This is a genomic window from Streptomyces sp. NBC_00094 (assembly GCF_026343125.1).
In the GTDB taxonomy this organism is placed as follows: domain Bacteria; phylum Actinomycetota; class Actinomycetes; order Streptomycetales; family Streptomycetaceae; genus Streptomyces.
This window is the reverse complement of the sequence record NZ_JAPEMB010000001.1, coordinates 357986-374102: the sequence shown is the minus strand read 5'-3', so window position 1 is coordinate 374102 and position 16117 is coordinate 357986. Positions and strand designations below refer to the sequence as shown.

Genomic DNA, 16117 nt, shown 5'->3' with positions numbered 1-16117 from the left:
TTGAAGGCGCTGGTCAAGCTGAAGGCGGAGCCGGGACTCTGGCTCACGGACGTGCCCGAGCCGGAGACCGGCCACGGGGACGTACTGATCAAGGTCAAGCGGACCGGTATCTGCGGAACCGACCTCCACATCCGCTCCTGGGACGGCTGGGCGCAGAGGTCCATCGCCACGCCGCTGACGATCGGCCACGAGTTCGTCGGCGAGGTCGTCTCCGTCGGCCGTGACGTCTCCGACATCGCCGTCGGCGACCTGGTCAGCGGCGAGGGCCACCTCGTCTGCGGCAAGTGCCGCAACTGTCTGGCCGGCCGCCGCCACCTCTGCCGCGCCACCGTCGGCCTCGGTGTCGGCCGGGACGGTGCCTTCGCCGAGTACGTGGCGCTGCCCGCCTCCAACGTGTGGGTGCACCGGGTCCCCGTCGACCTCGACATCGCCGCGATCTTCGACCCCTTCGGCAACGCCGTGCACACGGCGCTCTCCTTCCCGCTCGTCGGCGAGGACGTCCTCGTCACCGGCGCGGGCCCGATCGGCATCATGGCCGCCGCCGTCGCCAAGCACGCCGGCGCCCGCAATGTCGTCATCACCGACGTCAGCGAGGAGCGTCTCGACCTGGCGCGCAAGACGGGCGTCACCCTCGCCCTCAACGTCGCCGAGCAGACCATCGCCGACGGCCAGCGCACCCTCGGTCTCAAGGAGGGCTTCGACGTCGGCCTGGAGATGTCGGGCAACGCGCACGCCATGCGCGACATGGTCGCCAACATGACCAACGGCGGCAAGATCGCCATGCTCGGCCTGCCCAGCGAGGACTTCGCCGTCGACTGGGCGAAGATCGTCACGTCCATGATCACGGTCAAGGGCATCTACGGCCGCGAGATGTTCGAGACCTGGTACGCGATGTCGGTGCTCCTGGAGGGCGGTCTCGACCTGGCCCCCGTCGTCACCGGCCGGTACGCGTACTCCGACTACGAGGCCGCCTTCGACGACGCGGCCTCCGGCAAGAGCGGCAAGATCATCCTCGACTGGACTGCGGGAGCCTGACCCATGTTCGATTCCGTACGCGACGACATCCGTGCCACCCTCGAAGAGATCCGCGAGGCCGGGCTCCACAAGCCCGAGCGCGTGATCGGCACCCCCCAGTCGGCCACCGTCGCCGTCACCGCCGGCGGCCGCCCCGGCGAGGTCCTCAACTTCTGCGCCAACAACTACCTCGGTCTCGCCGACCACCCCGAGGTCGTCGCCGCCGCCCACGAGGCGCTCGACCGCTGGGGCTACGGCATGGCGTCCGTCCGCTTCATCTGCGGCACGCAGGAGGTGCACAAGGAGCTGGAGGCGCGCCTCTCGGCCTTCCTCGGCCAGGAGGACACGATCCTCTACTCCTCCTGCTTCGACGCCAACGGCGGTGTCTTCGAGACGATCCTCGGCCCCGAGGACGCCGTCATCTCCGACGCCCTCAACCACGCCTCGATCATCGACGGCATCCGCCTCTCCAAGGCCCGCCGCTTCCGCTACGCCAACCGTGACATGGCCGACCTGGAGCAGCAGCTCAAGGAGGCCACCGAGGGCGGCGCCCGGCGCAAGCTGATCGTCACCGACGGCGTCTTCTCGATGGACGGCTACGTCGCCCCGCTCGCCGACATCTGCGACCTGGCCGAGCGCTACGACGCCATGGTCATGGTCGACGACTCGCACGCGGTCGGTTTCGTCGGCCCCGGCGGCCGCGGCACCCCCGAGCTGCACGGCGTCATGGACCGCGTCGACATCATCACCGGCACCCTCGGCAAGGCCCTCGGCGGCGCCTCCGGCGGCTACGTCGCGGCCCGCGCCGAGATCGTCGCCCTGCTGCGCCAGCGCTCGCGCCCGTATCTCTTCTCCAACACCCTCGCCCCGGTCATCGCCGCCGCCTCCCTCAAGGTCCTCGACCTGCTGGAGTCCGCCGGAGACCTGCGCGACCGGCTGAACGCCAACACGGCGCTCTTCCGCTCCCGCATGACCGAGGAGGGCTTCGACATCCTCCCCGGCGACCACGCCATCGCCCCGGTGATGATCGGCGACGCGGCCGTCGCCGGCCGGATGGCCGAGCTGCTCCTGGAGCGCGGCGTGTACGTGATCGGCTTCTCGTACCCGGTCGTGCCGCAGGGCCAGGCCCGGATCCGCGTGCAGCTCTCCGCCGCCCACTCCACGGAGGACGTGAACCGGGTCGTGGACGCCTTCGTCGAGGCCCGCGCGGCCCTGTAGGGCCGAGGCGAACGCAGGCCCCGCGGCCTGCGAGACTAGGGGCATGATCGAAGCGCGGCGGTTGCACATCCTCCGTGCGGTGGCGGACCACCGTACGGTCACGGCGGCGGCCGCCGCGCTCTATCTCACCCCCTCCGCCGTCTCCCAGCAGCTCGCCGCCCTGGAGCAGGAGACGGGCCACCGCCTGGTGGACCGCAGCGCCCGCGGCGCCCGTCTCACCCCGGCCGGCGAGATCCTCCTCAGCCACGCCAACGCCGTCCTCGCCCAGTTGGAGCGCGCCGAGTCGGAACTCGCCGCCTACGGCTCCGGCGAGGCCGGTACGGTCACGGTCGCCGCCTTCGCCACCGGCATCGGACTCGTGGTGGCCCCCGCCATCAGGGCACTGGCCGGCTCCGCCCCCGGCATCCGGGTCCGGGTACGGGACGCCGAGGGCGACGAGAGTCTGATGATGGTCCTCGACCGGCAGGTCGACGTGGCCGTCGCGGTCGAGTACCGGGGCGCGCCGGGAGAGGACGACGCCCGCCTCACCCGCGTCCCGCTCTACGCGGAGCCCTTCGACGCGATCCTGCCCCGGGACCATCCCCTCGCGGGCGGCGAGCGGGTCGCGCTCGCCGACCTCGCCAAGGACACCTGGATCGGCCAGTCCACCGGCAACCCCTGCCATGACGTCACCGTCCTGGCCTGCGAATACGCCGGTTTCGCCCCGCGCTTCGCGCATGTCTCCGACGACTTCAGGGCCGTCGTGGCCCTCGCCTCCGCGGCGGCCGGGGTGGCCCTGGTCCCGCGCTCGGCCCTGCGCGGCACGGACCTGACCGACGTGGTGATCCGCCCGGTGGACGGGGTCGCCCCCACCCGCCGGGTCTTCGCCGCCGTCCGGCGCGGCGCCGAGGAGCACCCCCTGATCAGCCCGGTCCTCGCCGAACTGCGCGCGGCGGCGGCACCGGAACCGGAACCGGCCGAAGCGGCACGCTGACGGTCCGGCTCCGCCCGCTCAGTCGGCGGAGGGCGTCCACCCCACCGCCTCGATACGGGACCGGTCCGCCGGCCTGGCCTCGTCGAAGAGCGGCCGCCCGGCGGCGTCCAGGACCCGCATCCGGTCCACGTACACCCCTCGTCCGGCGTACCGCTTGTCCGTCGCGTACCGCCAGCGCAGCCGTACGGGCACGGTGTCCCGCCCGGGTACCTCCGCCGTCAGTGTGTGCCAGACCCGCCCGGACCAGCCGTCCGCCGTCCCCGAGGGGTGGGGCCTGGGCTCTTCTCCCGTCCGTACGGTGACGAACGGCAGCGGCGTCCAGGTCGCCCCGCCGTCCGTGGAGGCCTCCAGGTGCGCGGCGTCCGCGCCCGGCTCGGTGTCCCACCACAGGGCGCACTCCAGCCGTGCCGCGCCGGGTACGGCGGGCAGGGTGAGCGTGCCGGTGGCTCCGCTCGTCATGCCGGAGAACCAGGGGGGCCTTCCGCTCTCGGCCGAAGCCGAGGGCTCGGGCGAGGTACCCGCACGGTCCCGCCGCACCGGCACGGCCCTGGCCAGCCGGTCCGCCGCGGCGACGCGCGGCGCGGAGCCGGACCGCCAGGAACGCACGGGGTGCACGGAGTTGCCGAGGACGATGAGGAACGCGTCGGTCGACGGGTCCAGGACGAGGCTGGTGCCGGTGAATCCGGTGTGGCCGGCGGTGCGGGGCGTGGCCATCGCGCCCATGTACCAGTGCTGGTAGAGCTCGAAGCCCAGTCCGTGCTCGTCGCCGGGGAAGGCGGTGTTGAAGTCGGTGAACATCAGGTCCACGGACTCGGGGGAGAGGATGCGCGCCCGGCCGTACGCCCCGCCGTTGAGGAGGGTGCGGGCCAGGATCGCGAGGTCCCAGGCGCGCGAGAAGATCCCGGCGTGGCCGGCGACCCCGCCCAGACCGTAGGCGTTCTCGTCGTGGACCTCGCCCCACACCATGCCCCGGTCCAGCCCCGACCAGGGGCGCCGGGCGTCCTCGGTCGCGGCGATCTCCGGCCGCCACGAGAGCGGTGGATTGAAACGAGTGCGGTGCATCCCGAGTGGAGCGGTGATCTCGTCGTGGAGCAGGGTGTCGAGACCGCGAGCGGTGATCTCCTCCAGGATCAGCTGCAGCGAGATCAGGTTGAGGTCCGAGTAGAGGTACGCGGAGCCCGGCGGGTGGGCCGGGACCTCGTTCCAGATCAGCAGCAGCTTCCCCTCCCGGGTCGGCTCCCGGTACAGCGGGATCCAGGACCGGAACCCCGAGGTGTGCGTGAGCAGCTGACGGACCGTGACGTCCTGCTTCCCCCCGCCCCCGAACTCCGGGAGGTACGTGGTGACCTTCGCCTCCAGATCGAGCGTCCCGCGCTCGATCTGCTGCACTGCCAGGATCGAGGTGAACAGCTTGGAGACGGACGCCAGGTCGAAGACGGTGTCCTCGGTCATCGGAATTCGCTCCCCGGGCGGCAACTCGACCCCGGTGTCCGTCTTCTCGTCGTACGCCGAGTACCGCACCGCCGAGCCGATCGGCCGGTGCAGGGCGACGGTCCCGCCGCGCCCGGCGAGCAGGACCGCCCCCGCGTACCAGGGGTGCGTGGGGGAGGGGACGAGGAACGTCTCGGCGTCCGTGACCAGTCCGTCCAGGTGCGCGGAGAGCAGCCCGGCCCGCTCGGCCGACCCGCGCCGCAGTGTGGTCCGCCGCGCCGCCACCGCGGTCCAGGAGCCCGCCCCACCGGAAGCCCGGGGACCCGCCCTCTCCGGGCCCGGCGCCGCCGCGGCCCCGGGCACAGAACCGATCATCACCGCGCCTCCCAGGGCCAGTACGCCGCCGCCGAACCCGCGGCGGCTCAGTGCTCCGTCTCGTGCCGCATCCTCCGTCATGCCCACCCTCTCCCACGAGGAGCCGCGACGAAACGTCGCCGTGCCGTCGCCGTGCGAACGATGCCCCTTCACAGCCGGGTGCGGGCCGGGAAGGATGAGGGCGACCGAGGAGAGGAGGGGCGCTGTGTCCCAGGAGGAACGTGACGCCAGACTGGGCCTCACGGGCTTGACCGGTGCCGAGCGTGAAGCCCGGTTGCGTCTGCTGAGGGAGGAGATCGAGCGGGAGGTCACCGCGGCGAGGGCGGCGCGGGACGCCGGACGGAAAGGGCAACCTCACGCGTCGCAGGACGCAGGGCCGGCCTTCGACGCCCCGGAAGAGAGCTGAGACGGCGGCGGCCACTCACCCCCTGCCAGGCGCGAGAGCGGTGGATGCGTCGTCACGAAAGAATCTGACGCAGCATCAGAAAATCTCTTCCCTCCTTCGCACCGCTGCGGCATCCTGCCGCCCATGAAGACGGAGCTGAGTCGCACCCTGGGGATCGAGCACGCCATCTTCGGCTTCACGCCCTTCCCCGCGGTGGCCGCCGCCCTCACCAGAGCCGGCGGATTCGGAGTTCTCGGCGCGGTCCGCTACACCGCGCCCGACGACCTCGCCCGCGACCTCGACTGGATGCAGGAGCACACCGACGGGCTGCCCTACGGGCTCGACGTCGTGATGCCCGCGAAGAAGGTCGAGGGCGTGAGTGAGGCGGACGTCGAAGCCATGATCCCCGAGGAGCACCGCGCGTTCGTCCGCGCGACCCTCGCCAAACACGGCGTGCCCGAGCTCGCCGAGGGCGAGGCCTCCGGCTGGCGGATCACCGGCTGGATGGAGCAGGTCGCCCGCGGCCAGCTCGACGTCGCCTTCGACTACCCGATCAAACTCCTGGCCAACGCCCTCGGCTCCCCGCCCCCGGACGTCGTCGCCCGCGCCCACGACCACGGGGTCCTGGTCGCGGCCCTCGCGGGCAGCGCCCGCCACGCCCGCCACCACGCCGACGCCGGCATCGACGTCGTCGTCGCGCAGGGGTACGAGGCCGGCGGCCACACCGGCGAGATCGCCTCCATGGTCCTCACCCCCGAGGTCGTCGAAGCGGTGAACCCGCTGCCCGTCCTCGCTGCCGGAGGCATCGGCAGCGGAGAACAGATCGCCGCCGGACTCGCCCTCGGCGCCCAGGGCGTCTGGCTCGGCTCGATCTGGCTCACCACCACCGAGGCCGACCTGCACTCGCGCGCCCTGACCGCCAAACTGCTTGCTGCCGGTTCCGGCGACACCGTCCGCTCCCGCGCGCTGACCGGCAAGCCCGCCCGCCAGCTCCGTACCGAGTGGACCGACGCCTGGGACGACCCGGCGGGCCCGGGCCCGCTCCCCATGCCGCTTCAGGGACTTCTCGTCGCCGAGGCCGTCTCCCGTATCCAGAAGTACGAGGTCGACCCGCTCCTCGGCACGCCCGTCGGTCAGATCGTCGGCCGTATGAACTCCGAGCGCAGCGTCCAGCAGGTCGTCGACGAGCTCACCCGGGGCTTCGAGAAGGCCGTCGACCGCATCAACCGCATCGCGGGACGGAGCGAGGCATGAGCCAGGGAGCCACCGGATTCTGGGCCCAGGCCGCCGCCGACCCCGGCCGTACGGTGCTCGTCGCCCCCGACGGCGAGGAGTGGACCGCCGGCCGGCTGCACACCGAGGCCAACCGGCTCGTCCACGGGCTGCGCGCCGCCGGACTCGAACGGGGCGACGCCTTCGCCGTCGTCCTGCCCAACGGCCCCGAGTTCTTCACCGCCCATCTCGCCGCCACCCAGGCCGGGTTCTACCTGGTCCCCGTCAACCACCACTTCGTCGGCCCCGAGATCGCCTGGATCGTCGCCGACTCCGGCGCCAAGGTCCTGCTGACCCACGAGCGTTTCGCCGAGGCGGCGACCCTCGCCGCCGACGAGGCAGGACTCGCCCCCACCCACCGCTACGCCGTCGGCACGGTTCCCGGCTTCCGCCCGTACGCCGAACTCCTCGACGGCCAGGACGGCTCCGCGCCCGACGACCGCACCCTCGGCTGGGTCATGAACTACACCTCGGGGACGACCGGACGGCCCCGGGGCATCCGCCGCCCGCTGTCCGGGAAGCTCCCCGAGGAGACCCATCTCGGCGGCTTCCTGGGCATCTTCGGCATCCGGCCGGCCGACGGCAACGTCCATCTCGTCTGCTCGCCGCTCTACCACACCGCCGTGCTCCAGTTCGCCGCCGCAGCCCTGCACATCGGGCACCCGCTCGTCCTCATGGACCGGTGGACGCCGGAGGAGATGCTCCGGCTGATCGACCGGTACGCCTGCACCCACACCCACATGGTCCCCACCCAGTTCCACCGGCTGCTCTCCCTCCCCGAGGAGACACGGGAGCGGTACGACGTCTCCTCCATGCGCCACGCCATCCACGGCGCCGCGCCCTGCCCCGAGCACGTCAAGCGGGCGATGATCGACTGGTGGGGCCGGTGCGTCGAGGAGTACTACGCGGCCAGCGAGGGCGGCGGTGCCTTCGCCACCGCGGAGGAGTGGCTGAAGAGGCCCGGCACGGTCGGCAGGGCCTGGCCCATCAGCGAGCTCGCCGTCTTCGACGACGACGGGAAGCGCCTGCCGCCCGGCGAAGTCGGCACCGTCTACCTGAAGATGAACACCGGCGGTTTCCGGTACCACAAGGACGAGGCGAAGACGGCGAAGAACCGCATCGGCGACTTCTTCACCGTCGGCGACCTCGGTGTCCTCGACGAGGACGGCTACCTCTTCCTCCGCGACCGCAAGATCGACATGATCATCTCGGGTGGGGTCAACATCTACCCCGCCGAGATCGAGGCCGCCCTCCTCACCCACCCCGCGGTCGCGGACGCCGCCGCCTTCGGCATCCCGCACGCCGACTGGGGCGAGGAGGTCAAGGCCGTCGTCGAGGCGGCCGAGGGGTACGAGGCGGGTCCCGCGCTCGCCGACGAGATCCTGACCCACTGTGCCGACCGCCTCGCCGGATTCAAGCGCCCCAAGACGGTCGACTTCGTCACCACCATGCCCCGCGACCCCAACGGCAAGCTGTACAAGCGCCGTCTCCGCGACCCGTACTGGGAAGGCCGCGAGCGCCCGGTCTAGGGCCTGTCCGGCGGATCATGGCCGGAGTCGCGGCGGCGCGGGCATCGGCATCGGCGACACCCTGCGGTGTCGCCGATGCCGCGTCCTGCGGGAGCTCACGGAACCTGTGCGGCAGGGGTCAGGACGCCGGCAGTTGGATAGACGCCCACACCAACGCATCCTCGTTGTTGTACCAGCCACGGAACGGCGCGTTGAACTTGCCGTCCGCTCGTGTGCCGAAGATGTGCACAGCCATGGGGGGGTTCGTGGCCGGTGGGACCGGTGTGGTGAACCCGTAGAGGGAGGCGACATCGTCGCGCCCGTCACCGTCGAAGTCGCCGGTGGTCAGCTTCATCCGGTCGGCGGAGCCCCAGAGATTCGGCGTGTTGAGCTCCTTCCACGAGCCCACGGGACTGTTGAACCCGCCGTCGGCCTGCGAGGTGAAGGTGTGCAGGCCTACAGCGCCGTCCGCGTAGTCGTACAGGGCCGCGATGTCGTCGCCACCCTGGCCGTCGAAGTTGCCGCTGACGATCGTCGTCCGGTCCGCCGAGCCCCAGTATCCGGCTCCCGTGTTGGTCACGTGCCAGGAGCCGGCGGGGGCGTTGAAGGTGCCGTCCGCCTTGGCGGTGAACGTGTGGAGGCCGAGCCCGTCGGCGGAGGACAGGACCGAGATGTCGTCGCGGAGATCGGAGTCGAACTTCCCGCTCACGAACTGCATCCGGCTCGTCAGGGCCCAGCCGCCCTTGCTCTCGAACGCGGTCCGAGGTCCCGAGAAGGTGCCGTCCGGGTTGGCGAGGAACGTGAGGAACTTCCATGCGTCGCCGGTGCCCGCGTACGTGTAGAGCGCGGCGACGTCGTCCCGCCCGTCACCGTTGTAGTCGCCGCTGGTGAGGCGCATGCTGCTGTACCAGCCCCAGTCGGAGTTCGCGGTCCAGGACTTGGTGCCCGTGGAGTAGCGACCGTCGGGCTTGCCGAGGAAGGTCTCCAGGGAGAACGTCATCTTGCCGGTGGTGGCGTTGATGCCCTCGTCGTTGAGGTTGACGATGTCGAGCACGCCGTCGCCGTTGACGTCGCCCTTGACGGCCTTGCGGGGCACCGTGGGGCTGCCGGCCGCAGGGGAGCGCTTGGGGTCGCGGAACGTGCCGAACTCGGTCGTCCCGAACGTGAGCGGCATGGTCGTCTTGTTGGCGTAGTTGTAGAGGAACGGGATGTCCGTCAGCTTGTTCGCGGTCAGGTCGTTCTGCCTGCGCAGCTGCTCCCAGTTGGACTTGAAGGCGTTGTAGATTCCGGAATCCGTGATCCGCAGACCTGTCTCGTCGGCCAACTGGACGGCGGCGTCGTTGAAGTTGTCGGAGCCGGTGTGGACCACGCGGTGAGCTGTTCCGTCGGCGTCGTCCCAGGACAGGAGCACGTACTTGGAGTGCACTCCGCCTGATGCCCCGTTGAGACTGTTCGTCGTGACCGCCCACATCTGGACGTCCCGGTTCGGGTGGGCCGCGTCCGGCTCCAGTTTCTCCGCGAGCTCGGGGCTGCCGGCCGTCACGATCCTGAACTTGCACCGCTTGCCGCCGGCGCCGGGGTCGTCGACCTTGGCGGCGAGAGCCTTGTCCACCTCGGCGCGACCGCCCCACGAGGACATCGCGATGTGGACTTCCGGGCCGGTGGAGCAGTCGAGAGCCGAGATGCTCCTGGCCACCGGGTCGTTCATCACACCGTTGACCACGGCGTTCCGCGGGTAACGCCACCCCGCGACCGTGCCTGCGTGTCCGCTGAAGTCGCCCGCCCCCTGGGCGTCGACCTCCGTCCAGAGGCCATTGCTCTTGTTGGCGAGTTCGTTCGCCCGCATGGTGTTCCAGGTGTGCTCGTAACCCTGGTATATCTGCACGTCATTCGAGCTGATGACCATGTTGTCCGCGAACCCGGCGGTGTTGGCCGCCAGGTTGTGCGAGGACTGGACCGCGACGTTCGTCCGGCCGTCGTTCAGGGCGCTGAACAGCCAGAACTTGTCGTGGTTGATGTCCTTGTTCTGCATGCAGCCCTGCTTGCAGAGGACCACGCGCGGCGTGCCGTCCGGGGCGTTGCCGAGCCCCTGCGCCAGATGGCTGACCTCCGGGTGGAGTGGGGCGGCGCAACGGTCGGTCACGCCCTTCACCCACGGGCAGCGTTCGCTGAGGACACGTACGTCGGTGCCGTTGGCCTGGGCGTTGATGAGTGCGTCGGCGATCTGCCGGTCTTCCATCGTGTATAAGGACACCCTGATGCTGGATGCGGGGGTGGCCGTGCCGATCAGCTCCAGGAGTCGCTTCTCGATGGCCCGGTCGTAGCCCGCGGTGCCGGTGGGAAGGGGATTGTTGAACACCGCCTCCAGCGGTGGCGACACCGCGGCGGCGGCTTGAGCCTCGGGGGCTCCTGTGAGGGGCGGGGCGCTGACCGCGGCGGACGACGCACCGGGCATCGACACGGCAGCGGCGGTGATGACGCTCAGCGCCAGCGCGGCAAGTGTTCTGATTCTCAAGGATTTCACCTCGACGTCATGGTGCTCGTGGCCCGCATGTGTTCGGTGGGCTTGCCCATCCTGCCGCACCGCAGCGGCGTCGATCCCGGCGATCACGGGCCGCGCAGGGCTGTCGGGGCCGGCCACGACAGCTGAACCAAACGGGCAAATGCACCCCTTGTGGCAAGATGCGGATCATGAGTTCGAGCACGACGGCGATGACACGGCACTGGACCACCTGGGGGCCGGTGGTGGCGCTGATTGCGCTCGGCGTGGCCTGGGGGCGTGACCTCCCCGGCTTCGCTGTCGTGCTCATCGCGCTCTGCCTCGTCGCCGCCGTCCTCGCGGCGGTCCACCACGCGGAGGTGGTCGCCCACCGCGTCGGCGAACCCTACGGCTCGCTCGTCCTCGCCGTCGCCGTCACCGTCATCGAGGTCGGACTCATCGTCACCCTCATGGCGGGAGGCGGCGAGAAGACCTCTACCTACGCCCGCGACACCGTCTTCGCCGCCGTCATGATCACCTGCAACGGCATCGTCGGCCTCTCCCTCCTCGTCGGCGCGCTCCGCAACCGCGTCGCGGTCTTCAACGCCGAGGGCTCCGGCGGCGCGCTCGCCACCGTCTGCACCCTCGCCGTGATGACGCTCGTCCTGCCGACCTTCACCACGAGTGAGCCGGGCCCCGAGTTCTCCTCCGCGCAGCTCGCCTTCGCCGCCGTCGCCTCCCTCTGTCTGTACGGCGTGTTCGTCGCCGTCCAGACCATCCGGCACCGCGACTACTTCCTCCCCGTGCCCCGGCCGGGCGAGGAGTCGGCGGACGAGCACGCCGACCCGCCGGGCAAGCGCGAGACCCTGGTCAGCCTCGGCCTGCTGCTCGTCGCCCTCGTCGCCGTCGTCGGCAACGCCAAGCTCGTCTCGCCCACCATCGAGGACGGCGTCGAGTCGGCGGGACTGCCCAAGGCGGTCGTCGGTGTCGTCATCGCACTGATGGTGCTGCTGCCCGAGACCCTCGCCGCCGTCCGCGCGGCCCGCCGGGACCGCATGCAGACCAGCCTCAACCTCGCCTACGGCTCCGCGATCGCCAGCATCGGCCTGACGATTCCGGCGATCGCGCTCGCCTCGATCTGGCTGTCCGGGCCCCTCGTGCTGGGCCTGGGGCCGGTCCACATGGTCCTGCTCGCCCTCACCGGCGTGGTGAGCGCCCTGACCGTGGTGCCCGGACGGGCCACGCTCCTCCAGGGCGGCGTCCATCTCGTGATCTTCGCCGCCTTCGTGTTCCTCTCGCTCAGCCCCTGACGACCACCACCCGCAGCGCCGGCGAGCGCAGGATGTCCTTCTCGCAGAACCGGGAGGTCACCCAGCGCTCGCCCGCGTACAAGCGGGTCTGGTCGCTGTAGTGCGGCGACGCGGGGTTCGAGGACTGGGAGTACGAGAGCAGGGTGCGCGCCACCGGGCACCGGCTCCCGTCCCAGCCCACCGCCTGCACATGGCTGGTCCCGTGCGCGACCTCCACGTAACCGCCGCCCGTCGCGTTCCACACGGGCTCGGTCTTGTTCCAGATCCCCAGCGACTCGGTCCCGCCGCTCACCGGGATCCGCTCCCCGTTCCGCACGACGAACTGGTGGGAGCCGAGCGGCGCGTCCAGCGGGATCCCCGCCGCCCGCAGCTCCGCCGCCGCGTCCCGCAGGGCCTTCGCGAAGCCCGGCGCCGCCGTGTTCACCGTGTGCGGGGTGCGGACCGGATCGGCCGCGGAGAACGGCACCTTCCACTGTTCGGCCGGCGGCACCGTCCCGGTGAACTTCCGCCAGAACCGGTCGAAGAACAGCGCGCCCCGGCTCTCCGTGTCCACCGTCCGGTCCCAGGCCCCGATCACCCGGCAGGCCTCGGGATCGTCCGGCAGCGCCACAGGGCAGGCCGCGGCCACGTCAGCCGCCGCCAGATCGCCGGCCGGAGCCCGGTTGGCGAACTGCTGGCGCTGGAGGTCGGCCACCGTCAGCCGCCCCCGGGCCGCCATCGCCGCCACGTCCTCGACACCGCCCCGGGTGCGCAGCGAGCGCTGGGTGCCGATGGTGCCGAAGATCCGCTCGTACCCGGCCAGCGGCCGCTCGGCGTGGGTCAGCCAGGCGCTGTCGTTGGAGTTCTCGACGTACGGGGTGTCCCGCAGCACCGGCATCCGCGCCGGGCCGAAGACTCCCGGCTGGACCGCGTCGGGGTCGGAGCCGAGCGCGCAGTCGGAGCGCGAGCCGTCGAGGACCGCGACGCCCGAGGCCGGATAGGTGGCCCGGCCGAGCGGGGTGGAGCAGCGCTGGGCGAGCTCGTCGGTGATCCGGGGGAGCACCTGCGACTGGCTGAAGTAGGAGTGCCCCGCCGAGTCGGCCGCGATCGTGTTGACCCACGGCAGCCCCTGCGTCCGCCGCAGGGTGTCGGCGATGTCCTGCGTGGAGCGCGCCCTGCCGAAGCCGAGCGCGGTGTCGGAACCGCGCAGGTTGGCCGCGTTGGGGTCGTTGAGCGCGTACGCCGTCGTGGTGGTCCACGGCAGCGGGAGCTGCGCCCCGAGGCCGCCGACGACGGGCCCGTACCGGGTCCACCACTGGGTACGGGTGACGGGGGCGCCGTCCTTGACCGGCACGGTCACGGTGCGCGCGGTCATCCGTTCCGGTCGGCCGTCCACCAGGTAGGAGGTCGGGTCGCCGGGGGCGAGCGTCAACTGGTGGAGGTTGAGGGGCACTCCGGTCGCGACGGTGTGGCTCCACGCCACCTTGTCGTTGAAGCCGATGTTGACGACCGTCGTGCCGAGCAGCGAGGCGCCCGAGACGTTCAGCTCGCCCGGGATGGTCTGCTGCGACTGCCAGAACCGGCGGCCGCCCTGCCAGGGGTAGTGCGGATTGCCGAGGAGCAGCCCGCGCCCGTCGGCCGTCGTGGCCCCGGAGAACGCGACGGCGTTGGAGCCCATCGTGGCGTTCTCGGCGGCGAACAGCGCACGGGCGGCCTCGGCGGCGCGCTCCGGATCCGGTTCCGGATCCGGTTCCGGATCGGGTCCCGGATCGGGTCCCGGATCGGCTTCCGGAACGGAAATCCGACCGGGTTCCCGATCGGCCGCCAGGAGAGCGGAGGCCGCCGCGGGCGGCCGGGCGGCGTTGATGCCGTCGACGGCCCGGCCCTGCCCGCCGAGCACCGACACGGCGAAGCCGCGCCGGGCCACGTCGAGCGCGCTCACGGGCCGGACCCAGTCGGCGCCCGCGCAGACGGGATCCGTGACCCGGTTCTTCCGCAGCCAGGCGTTGTAGCCGGCCGCCCAGCCGCGCATCAGCTCCTTGAGGTCGCCGCTCGGCCCGGCCGGAGCGGGCGTCTCGAGCAGCTCCTCCACCGTTCCGGCGTCCTTCACGCCGCGGAAGTACAGATCGCTGGAGAGGTTCGTGGTGGCCGAGGAGAGCGAACCGTCCGGGGCGGCTCCCGGACCGAAGTGCCGGGAGCGCTCGCCGTTCACGGTCACGAAGCCGTCCGCGAGGACGCAGACCTGGTCGGCGGCCTGCGCCCAGCCCGTGCCGAAGCCCAGGTTCGCGTAGTCCCTCGCCACGATGTGCGGGATGCCGTACTCGGTGTACCGGATGACGGCCGACAGGCCCCGGTCGGACGGCCGGTGGCCCCGGTCCCCGGAGTCGGCCGCCGCCGCGCCGGGCAGCGTGGCGGTGACGACGGCGAGGGCCGCGCCGCTGATCGCCAGGTGTTTCAGGCGGGTGCGGAGGTGCAAGGTGCCTCCCAACGGATGGATGAGCACTGCGGGTCGCACCATGCACGCAGCCGGGCCACCCCCTTGTCAACATCCCGTTCGGTATCCGAGGTCGGGGCATGTACGAGGCACCGCACGGTACTTGACCTCCCGCCCGCCGCCCGCAGAGGATCACGGCATGGAACGACTCCTCAGCCGCACCGTCGACGGTGTCCTGCGCATGAGCGCCCAGCGCGTCCCCGACCGGATCGCCGTCCGGTACGCCGACCGGACCTGGACGTACGCCGAACTGGACGCCGCCGTCTCCACAGCGGCCGCCGTCCTGCGGGAGCCGCACCACGGCGTCGGACTGCCGGACGGGGCCCGGGTCGCCACCTACGGCCATAACTCGGACGCCTACCTCATCGCGTTCCTCGCCTGCTCCCGGGCCGGCCTGATCCACGTGCCGGTCAACCACCATCTGACCGGCGACGACCTCGCGTACCTCCTGGAGCAGTCGGACACCTCGCTCGTGCTCGCGGACCCCGCTCTCGCGGACCGTGTCCCGGACGGCTTCGCGGTGAAGTCGCTGCGGGACGCCCCCGGTTCGCTGCTCGACACGATCGCTGCGCCGGACACGTACGACACCGACCGCGACGCCCGCGACTTCGTCCAGCTGCTCTACACCTCGGGCACCACCGCCCTGCCGAAGGGCGCGATGATGACCCACCGCGCGCTCGTCCACGAGTACGCGAGCGCCATCGAGGCCCTCGACCTGCGCGAGGACGACCGGCCGGTGCACGCGCTGCCGCTGTACCACTCGGCGCAGATGCACGTCTTCCTGCTGCCCTACCTCGCCGTCGGCGCCGAGAACACGATCGTCGACGGACCCGACCCGGCCGTCCTGTTCGACCTGATCGAGGCGGGCCGAGCGGACAGCTTCTTCGCTCCGCCGACCGTCTGGATCGGCCTCGCCAACCACCCGGACTTCGCGGACCGGGACCTGTCCGCGCTCCGCAAGGCCTACTACGGGGCTTCGATCATGCCCGTACCGGTACTCGAACGGCTGCGGGCACGGCTCCCCGGACTGCGCTTCTACAACTGCTTCGGCCAGTCCGAGATCGGCCCGCTCGCCACCGTCCTCGGCCCCGACGAGCACGAGGGCCGGATGGACTCCTGCGGCCGGCCCGTCCGCCATGTCGAGGCCCGGGTCGTCGACGAGGACGGCAAGGACGTTCCCGACGGGACCCCCGGCGAGATCGTCTACCGCTCCCCGCAGCTGTGCGACGGCTACTGGCGCAAGCCGGACGAGACCGAAGCGGCCTTCAGGGACGGCTGGTTCCGCTCGGGAGATCTCGCGGTGCGCGACGCCGAGGGCTTCCTGACGATCGTCGACCGGGTGAAGGACGTCATCAACTCCGGGGGAGTGCTGGTCGCCTCGCGGCAGGTCGAGGACGCGCTCTACACCCACTCGGGCGTGGCCGAGGTGGCCGTGATCGGCCTCCCCGACGAGCGCTGGATCGAGGCGGTCACGGCTGTGGTCGTCCCGCGCGGCGAGGTCACGGAGGACGAACTCCTCGCGCACGCCCGGGAGAAGCTCGCACACTTCAAGGCCCCGAAGCGCATCCACTTCACCTCGGACCTGCCGCGCAACGCGAGCGGCAAGATCTTGAAGCGGGAGCTGCGCGATCGCTGGGGCGGGGCGGGCGAGGCGTAGGACGGGGCCGGCTGCGCCCGGC

General features: G+C 71.6%; 11 protein-coding genes. 8 read left to right on the top strand and 3 right to left on the bottom strand.

Annotation, left to right across the window (positions count from 1 at the left end; genetic code table 11):
- From tdh to OG580_RS01720, 3 genes are read left to right on the top strand one after another with little or no spacing between them, the layout of a single operon-like run.
- Entirely contained in the window at nucleotides 1–1035 is a 1035-nt protein-coding gene (tdh, locus tag OG580_RS01730; RefSeq protein WP_267041849.1) for an L-threonine 3-dehydrogenase, read from the top strand.
- 3 nt (nucleotides 1036–1038) lie between these two features.
- Complete coding sequence (locus tag OG580_RS01725; protein ID WP_267041848.1) at nucleotides 1039–2232, top strand: glycine C-acetyltransferase; 1194 nt, start codon at nucleotides 1039–1041, stop codon at nucleotides 2230–2232.
- A gap of 43 nt (nucleotides 2233–2275) precedes the next feature.
- Nucleotides 2276–3205 carry a LysR family transcriptional regulator gene (locus OG580_RS01720; RefSeq protein ID WP_267041847.1) on the top strand — a complete coding sequence of 310 codons (930 nt, stop codon included), beginning with the start codon at nucleotides 2276–2278 and terminating at the stop codon, nucleotides 3203–3205.
- A gap of 18 nt (nucleotides 3206–3223) precedes the next feature.
- Here the strand turns inward: OG580_RS01720 and OG580_RS01715 are convergent, their stop codons facing one another.
- Entirely contained in the window at nucleotides 3224–5092 is a 1869-nt protein-coding gene (locus OG580_RS01715; RefSeq protein WP_267041846.1) for a serine hydrolase, read from the bottom strand.
- Here OG580_RS01715 and OG580_RS01710 point away from each other — a divergent pair.
- The 3 genes from OG580_RS01710 (at nucleotide 5091) to OG580_RS01700 (ending at nucleotide 8197) form a co-directional block, all read left to right on the top strand.
- A complete protein-coding gene (locus OG580_RS01710; protein ID WP_267041845.1) occupies nucleotides 5091–5417 on the top strand; it encodes a hypothetical protein in 327 nt (108 codons plus the stop codon). The genes OG580_RS01715 and OG580_RS01710 overlap by 2 nt on opposite strands.
- 123 nt (nucleotides 5418–5540) lie before the next feature.
- A complete protein-coding gene (locus OG580_RS01705; protein WP_267041844.1) occupies nucleotides 5541–6650 on the top strand; it encodes a nitronate monooxygenase family protein in 1110 nt (369 codons plus the stop codon).
- Nucleotides 6647–8197, top strand: coding sequence for an acyl-CoA synthetase (locus OG580_RS01700; protein WP_267041843.1), 1551 nt, complete (start codon nucleotides 6647–6649; stop codon nucleotides 8195–8197). Before OG580_RS01705 ends, OG580_RS01700 begins: the two co-directional genes overlap by 4 nt.
- A 118-nt stretch (nucleotides 8198–8315) precedes the next feature.
- On the opposite strand, the gene OG580_RS01695 is transcribed toward OG580_RS01700, so the two are convergent.
- The gene (locus OG580_RS01695) at nucleotides 8316–10691 is read right to left on the bottom strand and encodes a phospholipase D-like domain-containing protein (protein ID WP_267041842.1); all 2376 of its coding nucleotides are present in this window, start codon (nucleotides 10689–10691) and stop codon (nucleotides 8316–8318) included.
- A 176-nt stretch (nucleotides 10692–10867) separates the two neighbouring features.
- Here OG580_RS01695 and OG580_RS01690 point away from each other — a divergent pair, with 176 nt between their 5' ends.
- Nucleotides 10868–11965: a calcium:proton antiporter gene (locus tag OG580_RS01690; RefSeq protein WP_267041841.1), complete on the top strand. Its 1098-nt coding sequence runs from the start codon at nucleotides 10868–10870 to the stop codon at nucleotides 11963–11965.
- Here the strand turns inward: OG580_RS01690 and OG580_RS01685 are convergent.
- Nucleotides 11955–14420, bottom strand: coding sequence for a penicillin acylase family protein (locus tag OG580_RS01685; protein WP_267041840.1), 2466 nt, complete (start codon nucleotides 14418–14420; stop codon nucleotides 11955–11957). The two genes, OG580_RS01690 and OG580_RS01685, sit on opposite strands and share 11 nt — an antisense overlap.
- A gap of 157 nt (nucleotides 14421–14577) precedes the next feature.
- On the opposite strand from OG580_RS01685, the gene OG580_RS01680 reads away from it, so the two are divergent.
- The gene (locus tag OG580_RS01680) at nucleotides 14578–16095 is read left to right on the top strand and encodes a fatty acyl-CoA synthetase (protein ID WP_267041839.1); all 1518 of its coding nucleotides are present in this window, start codon (nucleotides 14578–14580) and stop codon (nucleotides 16093–16095) included.
- The last annotated feature ends 22 nt before the right edge of the window (nucleotides 16096–16117 follow it).

Coding starts and splice junctions, on each gene's coding strand:
- OG580_RS01705 (WP_267041844.1), top strand. CDS start 5,541: ATGAAGACGGAGCTGAGTCGCACCCTGGGGATCGAGCACGCCATCTTC.
- OG580_RS01725 (WP_267041848.1), top strand. CDS start 1,039: ATGTTCGATTCCGTACGCGACGACATCCGTGCCACCCTCGAAGAGATC.
- OG580_RS01690 (WP_267041841.1), top strand. CDS start 10,868: ATGAGTTCGAGCACGACGGCGATGACACGGCACTGGACCACCTGGGGG.
- OG580_RS01715 (WP_267041846.1), bottom strand. CDS start 5,092: ATGACGGAGGATGCGGCACGAGACGGAGCACTGAGCCGCCGCGGGTTC.
- OG580_RS01700 (WP_267041843.1), top strand. CDS start 6,647: ATGAGCCAGGGAGCCACCGGATTCTGGGCCCAGGCCGCCGCCGACCCC.
- OG580_RS01720 (WP_267041847.1), top strand. CDS start 2,276: ATGATCGAAGCGCGGCGGTTGCACATCCTCCGTGCGGTGGCGGACCAC.
- OG580_RS01680 (WP_267041839.1), top strand. CDS start 14,578: ATGGAACGACTCCTCAGCCGCACCGTCGACGGTGTCCTGCGCATGAGC.
- OG580_RS01710 (WP_267041845.1), top strand. CDS start 5,091: ATGCCCACCCTCTCCCACGAGGAGCCGCGACGAAACGTCGCCGTGCCG.